This is a genomic window from Bacillus sp. MRMR6, from assembly GCF_001940785.1.
Taxonomy (GTDB): Bacteria; Bacillota; Bacilli; order Bacillales; family Cytobacillaceae; genus Neobacillus.
The window spans coordinates 38,077-54,094 of sequence record NZ_MSLS01000034.1; the positions used below are offsets into that span (position 1 = coordinate 38,077).

A 16,018-nucleotide genomic window follows, 5' to 3' on the forward strand; every position below is an offset into this window, starting at 1 on the left:
GGAGAGGTAACATTAAGAAATGATCAATTAGTCAAGTTGTACGAACTTTAGATTAATTAGAAAATTTTAATAACTTATGATTGACTTTTATTTTTAAAAGGTTTAATATAAAAATCAATAAATCAAGAGCAATGATAAAGAGTAGTAACTTTGACGGATTCTTAAGAGAGCTGATGGTTGGTGCGAATCAGTGTAGACGTTTAAGTGAATGGACTTTTGAGCTCCAAACCGAACTCTCAATAGGGAAAGTAGGCCTTGGCGAAGATCTCATCGTTACATGAGACAAATATTAAAGCAGTGGTTTGCTTTGATATTGGTTAAGTGAGCTAATTTATAGCTAATGAAGGTGGCACCACGGGTCTCCCGTCCTTTTGGAAGGGGGGGCCTTTTTGTATTTTCAACAAATAAATAGGTAAAATCAGTGAGCAAGAGTAGTAAGCTTATTAATTCTTTACAGAGAGTCGGGGAAGATGAGAGCCCGATAAGAATGAATTTGTCGAATGGACTTGCGAGAGGCCTCCTGAAAAGTTAGTAGGGATGCACGGGGTTCCGCCGTTAAAAGGATAGGATATCGGGTTTATCCCCTGTATCCGAAAGAGGAAGCAGGTATTCTGCTTCAAATGGAGGTGGCACCACGGTCTAGAAATCGTCCTCTATGTACATACCCTAATTATGTACATAGAGGACGATTTTTTTGTTTCTTTAAACTTTGGAAGGAGTCATTTTATGAAATTAAAAAATGGATTTTATGTAGAAAAGTTAAAAGGGGATACGTTCACTCCCATTTCGATATTGCAAAAAATAAGCGGCGAGAAAAAGTTTTTACTAGAGAGTTCTCACAAATACAATGACTCAGGCCGCTACTCTTTTATAGGCGCAGATCCAGCATTTGAGTTGATTTCAAAGGGTGATACAAATGAAATTATTAATAAAAATGGAGAAAAACAAGTAATTAAGGGTAATCCATTAGAAGTGATTAAGACCTTAATGCCTACTGAAGCCATTACAGACCTTCCAATTCCCTTTACAGGGGGTGCAGTGGGGTATGTTGGCTATGATATTATCCGCCATTATGAAAGCATTGGAGATGAATACCCAAATGGACTAGAAATGCCTGATGTTCATTTAATGTTTTATGAAGAATTTATTGTGTTCGACCATCTTAAAGAGGAAATATCATTATTCGGAGTACCCCTGACAGAAAAAAGTGACGTTGAAGGGATCAAGGCTAGAATTCAAAACAGGATTGAAGAACTGAAACAGCCTAATTTTTATGAAGAAGAAGCATTGTTCCAATTTACTGGTTTCCAATCAGACACATCGAAGGAAACATTTTTAAAAAATGTTGAAACGGCTAAGGAACATATTTTGGATGGTGATATCTTTCAGGTAGTACTGTCAAGAAGGATGAAGTCAGAGTTTCAAGGTACGCCATTGTCGCTTTACAGGAGGCATAGGGCAAACAATCCAACTCCTTATATGTTCTATATCGAATTTGAATCTTATACGGTTATTGGTTCATCGCCTGAAAGTTTGATTAAGACACGAGGTTCACAGATTATAGCGAATCCAATTGCCGGCACGAAAAGAAGAGGTAAGACTTCTGAAGAAGACGAAATCATTGCCGAGGAGTTACTTCATGATGAAAAGGAACTTGCCGAGCATAAAATGCTTGTCGATCTTGGAAGAAATGATTTGGGAAGAGTTTGTGATTTTGGCTCTGTAAAGGTAGAGAAATATATGCAGGTTGAAAAATTCCGGCATGTGATCCACCTTGTATCAGAGGTAAGCGGTCAACTTACGAAGGCACAAACACCACTTGACGCTCTAGCTGCTTGTCTTCCTGCTGGTACTGTGTCTGGGGCTCCAAAAATAAGAGCAATGGAAATTATTAATCAACTAGAAAAGTCAAAACGCGGTCTTTATTCCGGAGCAATTGGATATTTATCTGCCAATGGAAACATTGATTTTGCATTGGCAATCAGGACCATGATTCTGAAAGAAGGAACAGCGTATATACAGGCTGGAGCAGGTATTGTTCATGATTCTAATCCAGAGTCCGAGTATGAAGAAACAGTAAATAAATTAAGATCATTTTTGGAGGGTGAGAAATGATTTTACTCATTGATAATTTTGATAGCTTTACGTATAACCTTTATCAATACTTAGGGGAACTTGGAGAGGAAATCGTTGTTTATAGAAATAATCAATTAACAGTTGACCAAGTCAAACAATTAAATCCCGATGCAATTATTCTTTCACCAGGACCAGGAAAGCCTGAGGGTGCGGGGATTTGTATTGAACTTATTCAATCTCTCTATAAAGAAGTGCCAATTTTGGGAATATGTCTAGGTCACCAGGCAATTGGAGCGGCTTTCGGCGGCGTGGTAAAAAGAGCAAACCATATTAAGCATGGGAAAACATCGCTGATTAGACATAGTGGGACAGGAATGTTTAATACCTTCACGGAGGATTTAGAAGTGATGCGCTATCATTCCTTAATCGTGGAATCTTCCAGCCTGCCAGAGGAAATAGAATGCATTGCAAAATCTTTGGATGACGGGGAAGTAATGGCAATAAGCCACCGGGAATATCCGATATTCGGCTTACAATTTCATCCAGAATCGATCGGTACACCTGCAGGAAAACAAATTTTAAGTAACTTTTTAGTTGAGATAGAAAGGAAGAGGAAATATGAAGAAATATTTACTCCAGTTAGCTGAGCAAAAGTCCTTATCCGAACACGAAATGACGGAGGCGGTAGATTTAATACTGGGTGAAGAAGCCTCTGAAAGTGAAATCGCAGCATTTCTAATGGGTCTAAAGTCAAAAGGTGAAACAGTCGAAGAAATAACTGGTATAGTTAGGGCATTAAAAAATAATACACTGAACTTTAAGAAGAAGTTTCCGAATGTTCTGGACAATTGTGGTACAGGAGGGGATGGTTCCTCTAGTTTTAATATCAGTACAACCTCTGCTTTTGTAATTGCAGCAGCAGGCATCCCTGTAGCGAAACATGGAAATAGAAGTATTTCAAGTAAAACTGGAAGTGCTGATGTTTTGGAATATTTGGGAATCAACTTAAATTTATCTGTTGAAAGAACGGAAGAGATCCTTGAAGAAATCGGAATTGCCTTTTTATTCGCACCCCATGTGCATCCAAAACTTAAAAAAGTCATGTCCGTTCGAAAACAACTCAAAATCCCAACCATTTTTAACTTTATTGGTCCTTTAACCAATCCAATCGATTTAGACTATCAGCTATTAGGTGTTTACCGCAGGGATTTATTAAACGTATTTGCAGAAGTTCTGCACAAGATTGGGCGGAAACGGGCAGTAGTTATAAATGGGGCTGGTTATATGGATGAAGCCTCCCTGCAGGGTGAAAATTATCTTTCATTATTGGAGAATGGAAACATTTCGACCCTTTCGTTTTTTCCTGAGGAGATGGGGCTGTCACAATACGATAATAGTTGTATTAAAGGCGGGGATTCCAAAGACAATGCAGAAATACTTATAAAAGTATTAAAAGGTGAAAAAGGAGCCTACCGAGACACCATCTTGTTAAATGCAGGAATCGGGATTTTCACAAGTGGAAAAGTTCAAACCATTCAAGAGGGAATCCAGCTTGCGAGAGAAATCATTGATTCTGGTGCTGCTTTTGAAAAACTAAATAACTTAATTAAGAAATCGAGCCTAGGTCAACGGGAGGCGGCAATATAGTGGAAACGATATTAGATAAGATTATTAAACAAAAGAAAATAGAAGTTGAAGCCCTCAGAAAAAGTGAAAGTATCAAACAGAACTCAACAAAGAAAAGGTCTTTAATCAACAAATTAGCCGGTGCTGAGGAAATAAGTATTATTGCTGAATATAAACGTGCTTCTCCTTCAAAAGGAATCATCAATAACGGTGTTGAACCAGCTGAACAAGTAAAGTTATATGAAAAATACGGAGCTTCCGCCATTTCAGTATTAACAGATTCAACCTTTTTTAAGGGATCCTTCCATGATTTAAGGGCAGCTAGGAGTGCTGTTGACTTGCCGATTCTTTGTAAGGACTTTATCATCGATTCTTTGCAAATAGATCAAGCATCTGAAAATGGAGCAGATATTATCCTATTAATTGTCGCAGCATTAACAGAAGAGAAATTACTTGAGCTGTTTCGATATGCAAAAGACCTTAATTTAGAAGTGCTAATTGAGGTACACAATGAAGATGAACTTGAGATTGCATTAAAGACAGGGGCCAAGTTAATCGGCATCAATAATCGTGATTTAAAGACCTTTCATGTATCGCTAGAGGTAACAGAAAGGTTAGCTCCAGTAGTAAAGGCAGCGGGTGCATATTTAATTAGTGAAAGCGGCATCCATCAGCAAGAAGATGTTGAGCGGGTGAAGGAAGCAGGAGCGGATGGGATATTGGTTGGTGAGGCTTTAATGAAAAGCACTAATATAAAGCAATCATTTCTTGATTTCAGAATTCCGGTCACTGGGAGAATGAACTGATGAAAGTGAAAATCTGCGGCATTACAGATGAGGGTACTGCCAGCGCTGCAGTCGCCTTTGGTGCGGATGCACTTGGCTTTGTTTTTGCAGAAAGCAAAAGATATGTAGAGCCTGAAATCGCTCAAGCTATTGTTGCACAACTTCCCAAAAATGTTTTAAAGGTTGGAGTATTTGTTAATGAAACGAAAGAAAAAATTGAAGAAATTGCTGAAAGAGTAGGTTTAACACATATCCAGCTTCATGGAGATGAGTCACCTGAATTTTGTGGATCTATTAAATTGCCCGTAATAAAAGCGATGAGTATAGAAGAGGATGATCATCAGTTAGCAATCGAAACATTCCCCTGTGACTATATACTGCTAGATGGACCGAAAGGAAAATACCGTGGTGGAAATGGAATGGCTTTTAATTGGACCACGGTTCAGTCTAGAAATTTTCAAGGTAAAAAGATAATCCTTGCGGGTGGGCTAAATGTAGAGAATATAGAGTCGGCAGTAAGGCTTGTAAAACCCTATATGGTGGATGTTAGCAGCGGTGTAGAGACCGATGGGGTAAAGGACCTAAAGAAAATCGAAACTTTTTTAAATAAGGCTAAAGCGAGCCGAACTGGAGGAATAAATTGATGAAGTCATATACATTACCAAATGAGAAAGGTCATTTTGGAATCTTCGGTGGAAGATTTGTACCTGAAACTCTTATGAAAGCAGTACTAGAATTACAGGAAGCCTATGAGGATGCTAAAGAAGATCCAGATTTTCAGTCGGAAATAAATCTATTATTAAAACAATATGTTGGCAGAGAAACGCCTCTATATCTAGCAGATAATTTATCCAGGTATGCCGGTGGAGCGAAGATTTACTTAAAAAGAGAAGATTTGAACCATACAGGGGCACATAAAATTAATAATGCAATCGGTCAGGCGTTGTTAGCTGTAAGGATGGGGAAAAGAAAAATAGTTGCTGAGACAGGAGCAGGACAACACGGCGTTGCGACAGCAACGGTGTGCGCTTTACTTAATCTAGATTGTGTCATCTTTATGGGTGAGGAAGATATCAAGCGGCAATCTTTAAATGTTTTTCGAATGGAATTATTAGGAGCAAAGGTTGTTAGTGTTACTTCCGGCAGTGCTACGTTAAAGGATGCGGTGAATGAGGCATTAAGATACTGGGTCGAGAATGTGGACGATACCCATTATCTATTAGGCTCGGTAATGGGGCCACATCCTTTCCCGATGATGGTTAGAGATTTTCAAAGTGTGATTGGAAAGGAAGCAAAGGAACAATTTTTTCAAGCCGAAGGAAAACTGCCGGAAGCAGTTGTCGCTTGTATCGGCGGGGGCAGTAATGCAGCAGGGATGTTTTATGCATTTATTGAAGAGGAGGAAGTCAAGTTATTCGGTGTTGAAGCAGCAGGTCAAGGGGTTGATACAGACTATCATGCAGCTTCATTAACGAAAGGAAAACCGGGCGTTCTTCATGGTTCTTTAATGTATCTATTACAAAATGATGCTGGCCAGGTGTTAGAGGCACATTCCATATCTGCAGGGTTAGATTATCCTGGTGTAGGACCAGAACATAGTTTCTTAAAAGATAGCGGACGTGCAAATTATGAATCAATCACAGATCAAGAAGCGCTTGATGCTTTTCAACTTTTATCAAAGCTAGAAGGGATTATCCCAGCACTTGAAAGTGCCCATGCAGTGGCATTTGCCGTTAAGTTGGCAGGAAAGATGGAAAAAAATGAACATATCGTTGTTTGTTTATCGGGACGAGGCGATAAAGATGTAGATGCGGTAAAAGCACGTTTAAATAGGGAGAGATTATCGTGAATCGTTTAGAGAAAACCTTCAAAGAACTAAAAGAGAATAATAGAAAAGCATTCGTTCCTTATATCATGGCAGGGGATGGAGGCCTAGAATGCCTGGTTGATCGTTTAGTAACACTTGAAAATTTTGGTGCAACCGCAATTGAAGTAGGAGTCCCTTTCTCAGACCCAGTGGCAGATGGACCAACCATTCAACGAGCAGGAATTAGAGCGTTAGAAAATGGTACTACACTAAGAGGGATTATTAGTGAAATCGAAAAAGCCAAAGAATTAGTTACGGTACCCATTGTATTAATGACTTATTTAAATCCAATCTATTCTTATGGAATTGCTGACTTTGTTAAGGATATAAACAAGGCCGGAGTAGCGGGTTGTATAATTCCAGACTTGCCGATTGAAGAAGAAGAGATGATTGCCCCGTTACTAGAAGCAGCAGATATTGAATTGATTCGGTTAGTCACTTTAACTACTCCGCTTGAGAGAATTAAAACGATTGCAAATAAAGGGAACGGATTTTTATATACCGTAACTGTTAAGGGGATCACTGGAACTAGAACTGATTTCGATCAAGAGGTAAGCCAATTCTTATCAAGTGTAAAGTCTGTAAGTAAAATACCAGTATTAGCTGGTTTTGGAATTTCAAATCAAAGTCAAATACAGGAACTGACGAACTATTGTGATGGAGTAATTGTTGGCAGTAAAATTGTTGACTTATTTGAAAAAAAGGATTTAGAAGGACTAGAAAATTTGATGTCAGTATTTAAAGCAGAAAAAAATATCATTTAAATGAGTGAGTCTACTTTCTAAAGTAGACTTTTTTTAATCTAGGATAAACATAAGTGTCATTTGTTACAGCCAAAGAAAGCAGGAATTTACTATAATTTGGATGAGGTCAAAGGAGTAAATAATTTTGTCCTTTTAAAATGGAATAGATGTTACCTTGCTAGTATTGTTTATCTCTTATATAATATGACTATACTCTTAATGAATTGATGGAAGGGGACACCCTTTCGTTCGTATTAGGTAAATCAAACTTCCATTCTTGGAAGTTTTGTTTGTTTTAGCAGAAAACTGAGGAGCTAAATTATATATGAGGGAAATTACCGTTGAGGATTTACAAAAACTAGAGAAATCAATCATCATAGATATTCGTTCTCCGATAGAATTTGACGATGGATCTATTCCAGGGGCAATAAATATCCCATTGTTTACGAATGAAGAGAGACAAGAAATCGGAACAATCTATAAAAGAGAAGGCCAGGCTGCTGCAAAATGGCGGGCAATGGAGCGAGTCTCATCTAAACTTCCTGTTCTCCTAAGGAGTATAAAAAATACTATGTCAGATGGAGAAGAACTCATTATTCATTGTTGGCGTGGAGGGATGCGTAGTAAAGCGGTGGTTACCTTTTTAGAGTTTGCCGGAATCCATGCTATCCGTTTGGTTGGTGGATACAAGGCATATCGACAGTTTATTCTTAAAGAGATACCAGCCATGTTTCCTGATAAAGCAATTGTATTACACGGTTTAACAGGTGTCGGTAAGACTGACATATTGAAGAAATTAGATAATTTAGGTTACCCTATACTAGACCTAGAAGAAATGGCTGGTCACAGGGGTTCTATCTTTGGAACGATTGGTCTTGGAGAAGGAAATAATCAAAAATCATTTGATGCACTGCTGCATCATGCACTTAAAAAAATTGAAGGTTCTGCTTATTTTATTATGGAAGCTGAAAGCAAGCGGATTGGTAAGGTCGTGCAACCTGAAGAATTAATGGATAAGAAATTACATGGTATTCATATGTATATACACACGCCGTTTGAGCATCGGATTAATCATTTAGTAAATGAATATGTATTACCATATAGTAAAGATTCTTGGTTTTTTGAGAAAATCTCTGTTGGTATAGATAAAATTTTACTACGAATAAAAGACGGTGAGATGAAAAGACAGCTTTTGACTACGTTGGAGAATAAGAATTATCAAGATATGATACAGATCTTGCTTGAAAATTATTACGATCCGCGATATGACCATAAACTACAGGACTACGCAGGCGAATTTATTAATATTCACGCAACTAACTCAGAAGATGCCGTAGAAATAGTAATAAATGAATTAAACAGGCTTCTATTGAAGCCGGACAGCAATGTAAACCATACAACTAAACACAGCCTATCATAAAAACCGCCGAAAAAAATCGGCGGTTTTTTTATCAGCAAGGGGAAATTACTTTTTAAAGGGCTTTAATCCACGTCGTTTAATTTCATCTTTCAGAATTCGAATCCATTCTTTCTCTTTTCCAGATTTTACGGCATCCCGATACGAAACAACCAATAGTTCATTACTCATAATTTTCAAATTAGGTAACCTCCTTGAAATGAAAATGTTGAATATTCTGTTTTTAATATTGTAATGTTTTTTTTCTGATTTAGAACTAAAAAAAGTAATTTTTTCAATATTTAATTAGAGCAATAAAGGATAAGATTCTCATTTGATTTCCGTTTTCTGTTGTACTTATAGTTTGTGATTAGCTATACTAGATGTTGGATTAGTAATGAAAGGAATGTGGCAATTAATGAATCACTTAACATGGCGTGAGCGGGAAACAATAAAAAAAGTAAAATGTGTTCATACAGACGCAAAGAAGTATATCGTGAATCAAGCCTTAACAGCTGGAAAAATTTACGAAGTTAAAAACATAACAGACGAATTTTATTACATTATTGATAATTCGGGCAAGATCGGTGGTTTTTACAAGGAATATTTCCAGGATCTATAGATCATTTATCTCTTAAACCAAAAAAGAAGCATCAATTGATGCTTCTTTTTTGGTGGGTTACTGTGGTTTTGCTTCCATCTTAATAACTTCTGTATTTCTACGATAAAGTCTTCTGCTAATCAGTGTTTGCAAAATTAAGAAGGCACCACCAACTGACCAGTAAAGGGGCAATGCAGCTGGAGCACTCATGGAAAACATAACAATCATGAGAGGGGATAACAAGCCCATAAATTTCATTTGCTGCTGCTGTTGCAAAGGCATGCTAGTTTGGGAAACCTTAAATTGAATATAGTATACCAGCCCTGCAATAATCGTAATAACTATGTCAGGATGACCCAGGTTAAACCATAAGAATTGATGTGTTGCGATTTCTTCAGAACCACGGATGGCATAGTAAAAACCGGTTAGGATGGGCATTTGAATTAGAATCGGCAAACATCCCATGTTTAAGGGATTCACTCCGTGTTTTTTATATAAACCCATCATTTCCTGTTGCAGCTCCTGCTTCTTTTTAGTAACCGTTTCCGTTTTCAACTTATTTTGAATTTCCTCTAGCTCAGGCTTTAAGACGTCCATTTTTTCTTTCATATCCATTTGATTTTTATATTGCTTTAACATTAATGGTAATAAGATCAGCCTTATTATTAGTGTTACAAATATAATAGATAATCCATAGTTCCCATTGAAGAATTCACCAAAAAAGTGAATCGAAACAATGAATGGTTCAATAAAATACGTATGGAAAAATCCATCACTGCTGCCATTCTGTGTCGAGCATCCTGAAAGTAAAGTTGCCGCTAGTGTTAAAAGAATCAAGATTTTATAAGATCCTTTGTTTTTCATATTTCCTCCTAGTTTTTATAGAATTTAGTATAGTAACAGGGAGGAAATASGGTCTTCATTATCATCTTGATTATATTTTTTCGTACGGATATATCTAACTATTCTTAGAAGGATAATATTACCATTTAAATAATTACCTTCGTTTTTGAAAGATAAGGGTTGAAATATTTTTGTATTGGCAGGTTCAGATATAGAGCCAATAAAGGAAAATTCTACATTCCACGCCCATAGTAATTTTAAAGTCACACCAAAGAAAAGGCTGCAGTAAAGAGCTGTTAAGGCATGTATATCTGTTATATCCATTAGTACTTCATACAAAAATAGTCACCTCACTTATCTGTATTGTAATGCAGAAAATACAGAGAATCAATTATTGTTCATTCGATAAGTACAAAACAAACTTAGTTAAATCAGTTTATGACCAAAAGGTAATCGTGTCAAATAATCCGATTATGATAAGAATAAGTCCCGTAAATTTTTGAACTCCTGCCCCAATTTTGCGGCTTTTTTTCATTAATGCCCCGTCAACTCCAAGGTAAAAGATAACAAACATAAAAATAATTAATGGCAGTGAGGAACCAATCGCGAAAACGGAAGGAAGGAGAGCACCGTAGCTAGAGCTTAACACAATTGGCATAAGTGTTAGAAAAAATAGGACGAACATCGTAGGGCAAAATGCAATGGAAAAGCTTACCCCCATTAAAAAAGAACCCCAAATCCCGCTTTTATTTGTATTACGTATAAGAGATGTATAGCGCCCAAGAAATGCTAATTTGAACATGCCCAATAAAAACAACCCTAGGAAGATAATCAATGGTCCAATTACCTTACGAAATGCAGCGAAGAAGCTGGTGATTGCATGTTGAAACTCCTGCCCAATTAACCAAAAGAGGATTCCTAGGCTAGAAAACACCACAATCTTTCCTAAAATAAAAAATAGGGCATCTGCCCACTGTTTCTTTGATTGCAGGCTTTTGTTTCCATAAAAGGTAATAGCGCTAATATTGCTGGTAAGCTGACAGGGAGCTAATGCCCCGATTATTCCGAGAAAGAAAGCAGCAAGGATAGGGATATGCTCAATTTGGTTTAATAAGATCATTATTGGGCTGCTCAAAGCTCTGCTAATAGAACTTAGTAGTTCATACATAGTTTTCACCTTTTCAGACAGTAATAGGGATTTTAACATTATGATAATATTAATTTATCAAAAAAAGATGAAGAAGAATTGATGTTCACAAATTAGTTGGAAAAACCTACTAATAAAGAATGCTGCCATTCTGGGCAGCATTCTTTATTAGTTAGTTACAATAGAAGGCATATTCCAGTGTGCAGTAATCAGTTGGTAGGCTATATCTACTTTTTCCACTGATGGAGGTTCAACATGATTTAATGGATATTCCAGTCCAAGTGCTTCCCATTTATAAACACCGAGTTTATGATAAGGAAGAATTTCAATCTTTTGAACATTTTCTAACGTACCAATAAATTCGCCTAGTTTTGTTAAATCTTCAAGATCATCTGTTACAGTAGGAACGAGGACATGCCTTACCCAAACTGGTACTTTTTGAACAGATAGGAATTTTGCAAATTCAAGAATATGCTCATTGGCCATTCCTGTTAACTGAATATGTTTTTTTCGATTAATGTGCTTTAAATCGAGTAGAACTAAATCTGTGTATTGTAATAATACTTCAAGTTGTTCTAGGAATAGCTTAGAGTGTGAGAAGCAACCGCCAGATGAGTCAATGGTGGTATGAATTCCTTTCTTCTTACATTCCTTAAACAATTCTATAAGAAATGGTATTTGTAACAGGGGTTCACCACCACTTACAGTAATACCTCCTCCAGAAGATTGAATGAAGGGGAGGTACGACATAAGATCATCCATGATATCGGAAACCGCCATTTGTTTGCCACTTCCTATTTCCCAAGTATCAGCGTTATGGCAAAACTGGCAACGTAATAGGCAGCCTTGTGTAAATACAACATAACGTATACCTGGTCCGTCTACTGTTCCTAATGTTTCAATAGAATGAATATTTCCGTTCATGATGATGATCCCCCTTTATTTTTAAAGCAGAAGCCCCTTGAAAAGGAGCCTCTTAATCTAATTTTATAGTGATTCGTGGAAAGTACGGTTAATTACGTCTAGTTGTTGTTCTTTTGTTAATTTGATGAAGTTAACCGCATAACCAGAAACACGGATGGTTAATTGTGGGTATAATTCTGGATGTTCCATTGCATCCATTAAAGTTTCTTTATTAAAGACGTTAACATTTAAGTGATGTCCTGATTTAATTGCATATCCGTCTAAAATGGATACAAGATTACGCACTTGGCTTTCTTCTTCTTTTCCCAAAGCTTTAGGAACGATTGAGAATGTATTTGAAATTCCATCCATTGCGTAGCTATAGGGCAGTTTAGCAACAGAAGAGAGAGAAGCAAGTGTACCTTTTGTATCTCGTCCATGCATTGGGTTTGCTCCAGGTGCGAATGGTTCGCCGGCACGACGGCCATCAGGTGTGTTACCAGTTTTCTTACCGTAAACTACGTTTGATGTAATCGTCAAGATAGACATAGTATGCAGTGAGTTACGGTATGTTTGGTGCTTGCGCAATTTTTTCATGAAAGCTTTAACAATTTCAACAGCAATGCTGTCAACGCGGTCGTCATTATTTCCGTACTTAGGATATTCACCAGTAGTTTCAAAATCAATCGCAATGCCATTCTCATCACGAATTACCTTCACTTCACCAAATTTAATGGCGCTTAGTGAGTCAGCAACAACACTTAGTCCGGCAATTCCTGTTGCCATCGTACGAAGAATTTCAGTATCATGTAATGCCATTTCAATTCTTTCATAGCTATACTTATCGTGCATATAGTGAATTACATTTAAAGTATTGATGTAGAGGTCGGCTAACCATTCCATCATTTGATCAAATTTCGCCATCACTTCTTTATAGTCCAACACTTCAGAAGTGATTGGCTGGTACTGCGGACCAACTTGAATTTTAAGTTTTTCATCCACACCACCGTTAATTGCGTAAAGAAGAGCTTTTGCAAGGTTTGCGCGTGCACCGAAGAATTGCATTTGTTTGCCGATTTCCATTGCAGAAACACAGCAAGCTATACCATAGTCATCTCCATATTCAGGTCGCATAATGTCATCGTTTTCGTATTGGATAGAGCTAGTTTTAATCGACATTTTGGCACAGTATTTTTTAAAGTTTTCAGGTAGTTGTGATGACCATAAAACTGTTAAGTTTGGTTCAGGTGCAGGTCCTAGGTTGTCAAGTGTATGCAAGAATCGGAATGAATTCTTTGTAACCAATGAACGGCCGTCCGTGCTCATGCCGCCAATGGACTCTGTTACCCATGTAGGGTCGCCGCTGAATAGTTCGTTATAATCTGGTGTTCTAGCAAATTTAACTAGACGCAGCTTCATAACAAAATGATCAACCAATTCTTGGGCTTCTACTTCTGCTAATGTTCCATTTTGTAAATCTCTTTCTACATAAATATCTAAGAAAGTAGATACACGGCCTAGGCTCATTGCTGCTCCGTTTTGCTCTTTAATTGCTGCCAGATAGGCAAAGTATACCCATTGAAAAGCGTCAGAAGCATTCGTTGCCGGCTCAGAAAGATCGTACCCATAGCTTTTTGCCATTTCTTTCAATTCTTTTAAGGCGCGGATTTGTTCAGCTATCTCCTCACGAAGACGCATTGTGTCCTCTGTCATTACCTTACTCATATTCTTTTGGTCCAATTGTTTTTGCTTAATTAAGAAATCAACACCATATAATGCAACTCGGCGATAATCACCTATAATACGGCCACGCCCGTAGGCATCAGGAAGACCGGTGATGATGGCAGCTTTACGCGCAAGCACCATCTCATCTGTATAGGCATCAAAAACACCTTGATTGTGGGTCTTACGGAATTCAGTAAAGATTCTTTCGATTTCAGGGCTTAATTCGTATCCATAGGCTTCACATGCTGCTTTTGCCATTCTGATTCCACCGTAAGGCTGCATGGAGCGGTTAAACGGTTTATCAGTTTGAACACCAACGACCTTTTCAAGCTCTTCATTGAGATATCCAGGTCCATGTGAGGTAATGGTAGAAACTGTCTCGGTGTCCATATCTAGGACACCGCCATTTTCTCGTTCCTGCGTCGTTAATTCCATTACTTGGTCCCATAATTTGTTTGTAGCATTTGTGGGACCTGCAAGGAAACGATCGTCTCCTTCATAAGGTGCAAAGTTCTTTAGTATAAAGTCTCTGACATTAACTTCTTTATTCCATGTTCCTTTTACAAATCCTTGCCATTTTTCCATGGTTTTTCACCTCGTAAGTTTTATCGAAATTTATATAACAGCTTTATGTTTTTATCTTACATCGAGTATAACAGGTTTAAAGTGATAAATGTCACGTGAAATAGCGCATAATTGTTAACATATTGTGAATTCAAGGTTTTTGGGGTTTTTTACAGGTGGTTTTTGAACGTTTTATGAACGAATTTAGCGAGGGGAGTAATCTGTACTATAATTATTGAAGAAAAAATACAAACTGTTATACAAGAGAAATCCACTAATAGCAACATAGTTAAAGTGAAAACCATTGAAACAGTTTGTAAGAATGCATTGAAAAAGCAGGAGGCAATATCTCCTGCTTAATCAACCTCAATATAAGCAATCATTGGACCGTTATGTTTACGATCTCCGTGTATTTCACAAATTAGGCGGTAGGTACCTTCTTTTTCAAGCTGAAGTGCTACCACCGTTTCCTCACCTTTTTTTACTGTCCCCTTTATATCTGTCCCTTCAATATAAAAAGGATGCTCCTCACCATTAATGCCACTAATAAATAGATTTACCTTTTCGCCAGCCTCCACTTTAATAGTACCCGGGTCCCAGCGGTACACTTCCATTTTTGTGCCATCTTTCATGGTAGACTTGTATTCTACTGTAACCATGTGTATCTCACGAGGCTTTTCAGTAGTTTGTTGGTTAAATACAGCCGTATCACCTGCTTTTAACAGGAACCACGAAGAAATGGCTATTAGCATTATGGCAACTGCTAAAATGAAAACCAAAGTATCTTTCTTAAATACTAAGAACTTCATTTTCTTCCCCCTTGTTATTTGTCCTACTTATACTTATGCAGGAAGGGAGGGGAAACTTGTCTCTTTTTTTCACTGTGAAATAAAAAAACTGCCTTTTGGGGGGCAGTTTTGACGATATCTTAATCCTTGTAATAGGATTCGTACTATTCCACTTAAGTATTTCTTGAAATTATTTAAGTCTACTTTCTACCTGTTGGCAAACCTCATCAGCGCTCAAACCATTTGCCTCAATAACGGAACCTTTAGTAAAGGTATCTGACATGCCCATTACATTAGAGTCCAAGCCAGTAATGACACAGCAGTCACAGTTTTGCGCATCGGATTCCTGTTGTAATGCTACAACATCATAGCCCTTTTCGCGCAGTGCTTCTTGAATATTTGTAAGGGATTGTTCTACTCCAACTTTAGCCATTACACTTCACCTCCTCAATAGATTATCATGTCTAAATTCAAAGTTATTATACTGAATAAGTCCTGTTAAACATCCAAAAACTATTAGTGGAGGTGTTAATAATGGCAAAAGTTAAAAAAGACCCAAGTACAATTGGTCTTAATTCACCCCAGGTAGAAGGACAAGGTACCACTACAACTGAAACTGGGGCACGAGCTGAATCGTCTACCCGTCGTAAACAAAAAAGGGGATAAAAAAAGCGGGCATTTGAACTTACCTAGCTAAATGAGACACATATAAAACACCATTTTAGGCTGCCATCATTCCAAATTCTTTTGGAGTGAGGTAGCCTAATTTTTCTTGTATTCTATTCTCGTTATAGTGGTACATATAGTCGTCAATTTTCGATACTACGTTAAAATTTGTCATTGAATTAAACTTAGAATACTGAAATTCCTCTGTCTTTAAATTAGAGTGAAATGATTCTATCACCGCATTATCCCAACAGTTTCCACGCCTGGACATACTACTAACCAAATGAT

19 protein-coding genes and 2 other annotated features are annotated in these 16,018 nt (G+C 37.4%); of the genes, 10 read left to right on the top strand and 9 right to left on the bottom strand.

Annotated elements, in window-relative coordinates:
* The first annotated feature begins 122 nt into the window (after positions 1 to 122).
* Positions 123 to 374: a binding site (T-box leader), on the top strand.
* A gap of 38 nt (positions 375 to 412) precedes the next feature.
* Positions 413 to 657: a binding site (T-box leader), on the top strand.
* 69 nt (positions 658 to 726) lie between these two features.
* The 8 genes from trpE (at position 727) to mnmH (ending at position 8,517) form a co-directional block, all read left to right on the top strand.
* Positions 727 to 2,115, top strand: coding sequence for an anthranilate synthase component I (gene trpE, locus BTR25_RS22315; RefSeq protein ID WP_075690224.1), 1,389 nt, complete (start codon positions 727 to 729; stop codon positions 2,113 to 2,115).
* Positions 2,112 to 2,723 carry an anthranilate synthase component II gene (locus tag BTR25_RS22320; protein WP_075690225.1) on the top strand — a complete coding sequence of 204 codons (612 nt, stop codon included), beginning with the start codon at positions 2,112 to 2,114 and terminating at the stop codon, positions 2,721 to 2,723. The genes trpE and BTR25_RS22320 overlap by 4 nt, the downstream gene beginning before the upstream one ends.
* The gene (gene trpD, locus BTR25_RS22325; protein ID WP_075690226.1) at positions 2,695 to 3,723 is read left to right on the top strand and encodes an anthranilate phosphoribosyltransferase; all 1,029 of its coding nucleotides are present in this window, start codon (positions 2,695 to 2,697) and stop codon (positions 3,721 to 3,723) included. Before BTR25_RS22320 ends, trpD begins: the two co-directional genes overlap by 29 nt.
* Positions 3,723 to 4,508, top strand: coding sequence for an indole-3-glycerol phosphate synthase TrpC (gene trpC, locus BTR25_RS22330; RefSeq protein ID WP_075690227.1), 786 nt, complete (start codon positions 3,723 to 3,725; stop codon positions 4,506 to 4,508). Before trpD ends, trpC begins: the two co-directional genes overlap by 1 nt.
* Positions 4,508 to 5,131, top strand: a complete 624-nt coding sequence (locus BTR25_RS22335; RefSeq protein ID WP_075690228.1) for a phosphoribosylanthranilate isomerase — start codon at positions 4,508 to 4,510, stop codon at positions 5,129 to 5,131. Before trpC ends, BTR25_RS22335 begins: the two co-directional genes overlap by 1 nt.
* A complete protein-coding gene (trpB, locus tag BTR25_RS22340) occupies positions 5,131 to 6,336 on the top strand; it encodes a tryptophan synthase subunit beta (RefSeq protein ID WP_075690229.1) in 1,206 nt (401 codons plus the stop codon). Before BTR25_RS22335 ends, trpB begins: the two co-directional genes overlap by 1 nt.
* Complete coding sequence (gene trpA, locus BTR25_RS22345) at positions 6,333 to 7,118, top strand: tryptophan synthase subunit alpha (protein WP_075690230.1); 786 nt, start codon at positions 6,333 to 6,335, stop codon at positions 7,116 to 7,118. Before trpB ends, trpA begins: the two co-directional genes overlap by 4 nt.
* A 304-nt stretch (positions 7,119 to 7,422) precedes the next feature.
* Complete coding sequence (gene mnmH / locus BTR25_RS22350) at positions 7,423 to 8,517, top strand: tRNA 2-selenouridine(34) synthase MnmH (RefSeq protein WP_075690231.1); 1,095 nt, start codon at positions 7,423 to 7,425, stop codon at positions 8,515 to 8,517.
* Between the two features lie 45 nt (positions 8,518 to 8,562).
* On the opposite strand, the gene sda is transcribed toward mnmH, so the two are convergent.
* Positions 8,563 to 8,685 carry a sporulation histidine kinase inhibitor Sda gene (gene sda / locus BTR25_RS22355; protein WP_483295282.1) on the bottom strand — a complete coding sequence of 41 codons (123 nt, stop codon included), beginning with the start codon at positions 8,683 to 8,685 and terminating at the stop codon, positions 8,563 to 8,565.
* 226 nt (positions 8,686 to 8,911) lie between these two features.
* Between sda and BTR25_RS22360 the strand changes: the two genes are divergently transcribed.
* Positions 8,912 to 9,115: a DUF6501 family protein gene (locus tag BTR25_RS22360; protein ID WP_075690233.1), complete on the top strand. Its 204-nt coding sequence runs from the start codon at positions 8,912 to 8,914 to the stop codon at positions 9,113 to 9,115.
* A 57-nt stretch (positions 9,116 to 9,172) separates the two neighbouring features.
* Here BTR25_RS22360 and yidC read toward each other — a convergent pair whose 3' ends face one another.
* The 7 genes from yidC to BTR25_RS22395 form a co-directional block, all read right to left on the bottom strand.
* A complete protein-coding gene (yidC, locus tag BTR25_RS22365) occupies positions 9,173 to 9,958 on the bottom strand; it encodes a membrane protein insertase YidC (RefSeq protein ID WP_075690234.1) in 786 nt (261 codons plus the stop codon).
* A 24-nt stretch (positions 9,959 to 9,982) separates the two neighbouring features.
* Entirely contained in the window at positions 9,983 to 10,276 is a 294-nt protein-coding gene (locus BTR25_RS22370; protein ID WP_075690235.1) for a hypothetical protein, read from the bottom strand.
* A gap of 97 nt (positions 10,277 to 10,373) precedes the next feature.
* Positions 10,374 to 11,105 (bottom strand): urease accessory protein UreH domain-containing protein, encoded by a 732-nt coding sequence (locus BTR25_RS22375; protein ID WP_075690236.1) that lies wholly within the window; start codon positions 11,103 to 11,105, stop codon positions 10,374 to 10,376.
* A 147-nt stretch (positions 11,106 to 11,252) separates the two neighbouring features.
* Entirely contained in the window at positions 11,253 to 12,008 is a 756-nt protein-coding gene (gene pflA / locus BTR25_RS22380; protein WP_075690237.1) for a pyruvate formate-lyase-activating protein, read from the bottom strand.
* A gap of 63 nt (positions 12,009 to 12,071) precedes the next feature.
* On the bottom strand, positions 12,072 to 14,297 hold the full coding sequence (gene pflB / locus BTR25_RS22385; protein ID WP_075690238.1) for a formate C-acetyltransferase: 2,226 nt from the start codon (positions 14,295 to 14,297) through the stop codon (positions 12,072 to 12,074).
* Positions 14,298 to 14,632: 335 nt separating this feature from the next.
* Positions 14,633 to 15,085, bottom strand: a complete 453-nt coding sequence (locus tag BTR25_RS22390; protein WP_075690239.1) for a cupredoxin domain-containing protein — start codon at positions 15,083 to 15,085, stop codon at positions 14,633 to 14,635.
* A gap of 169 nt (positions 15,086 to 15,254) precedes the next feature.
* The gene (locus BTR25_RS22395) at positions 15,255 to 15,497 is read right to left on the bottom strand and encodes a YkuS family protein (RefSeq protein ID WP_075690240.1); all 243 of its coding nucleotides are present in this window, start codon (positions 15,495 to 15,497) and stop codon (positions 15,255 to 15,257) included.
* Between the two features lie 98 nt (positions 15,498 to 15,595).
* Between BTR25_RS22395 and BTR25_RS22400 the strand changes: the two genes are divergently transcribed.
* Positions 15,596 to 15,730, top strand: coding sequence for a YuzL family protein (locus BTR25_RS22400; protein ID WP_175596858.1), 135 nt, complete (start codon positions 15,596 to 15,598; stop codon positions 15,728 to 15,730).
* A 55-nt stretch (positions 15,731 to 15,785) separates the two neighbouring features.
* On the opposite strand, the gene BTR25_RS22405 is transcribed toward BTR25_RS22400, so the two are convergent.
* The coding region (locus tag BTR25_RS22405; RefSeq protein WP_139311312.1) for an integrase core domain-containing protein at positions 15,786 to 16,018 on the bottom strand (233 nt) is incomplete at its 5' end.

Coding starts and splice junctions, on each gene's coding strand:
- trpE (WP_075690224.1), top strand. CDS start 727: ATGAAATTAAAAAATGGATTTTATGTAGAAAAGTTAAAAGGGGATACG.
- BTR25_RS22320 (WP_075690225.1), top strand. CDS start 2,112: ATGATTTTACTCATTGATAATTTTGATAGCTTTACGTATAACCTTTAT.
- trpD (WP_075690226.1), top strand. CDS start 2,695: ATGAAGAAATATTTACTCCAGTTAGCTGAGCAAAAGTCCTTATCCGAA.
- BTR25_RS22335 (WP_075690228.1), top strand. CDS start 4,508: ATGAAAGTGAAAATCTGCGGCATTACAGATGAGGGTACTGCCAGCGCT.
- trpB (WP_075690229.1), top strand. CDS start 5,131: ATGAAGTCATATACATTACCAAATGAGAAAGGTCATTTTGGAATCTTC.
- mnmH (WP_075690231.1), top strand. CDS start 7,423: ATGAGGGAAATTACCGTTGAGGATTTACAAAAACTAGAGAAATCAATC.
- sda (WP_483295282.1), bottom strand. CDS start 8,685: ATGAGTAATGAACTATTGGTTGTTTCGTATCGGGATGCCGTAAAATCT.
- BTR25_RS22360 (WP_075690233.1), top strand. CDS start 8,912: ATGAATCACTTAACATGGCGTGAGCGGGAAACAATAAAAAAAGTAAAA.
- yidC (WP_075690234.1), bottom strand. CDS start 9,958: ATGAAAAACAAAGGATCTTATAAAATCTTGATTCTTTTAACACTAGCG.
- BTR25_RS22375 (WP_075690236.1), bottom strand. CDS start 11,105: ATGTATGAACTACTAAGTTCTATTAGCAGAGCTTTGAGCAGCCCAATA.
- pflA (WP_075690237.1), bottom strand. CDS start 12,008: ATGAACGGAAATATTCATTCTATTGAAACATTAGGAACAGTAGACGGA.
- pflB (WP_075690238.1), bottom strand. CDS start 14,297: ATGGAAAAATGGCAAGGATTTGTAAAAGGAACATGGAATAAAGAAGTT.
- BTR25_RS22390 (WP_075690239.1), bottom strand. CDS start 15,085: ATGAAGTTCTTAGTATTTAAGAAAGATACTTTGGTTTTCATTTTAGCA.
- BTR25_RS22395 (WP_075690240.1), bottom strand. CDS start 15,497: ATGGCTAAAGTTGGAGTAGAACAATCCCTTACAAATATTCAAGAAGCA.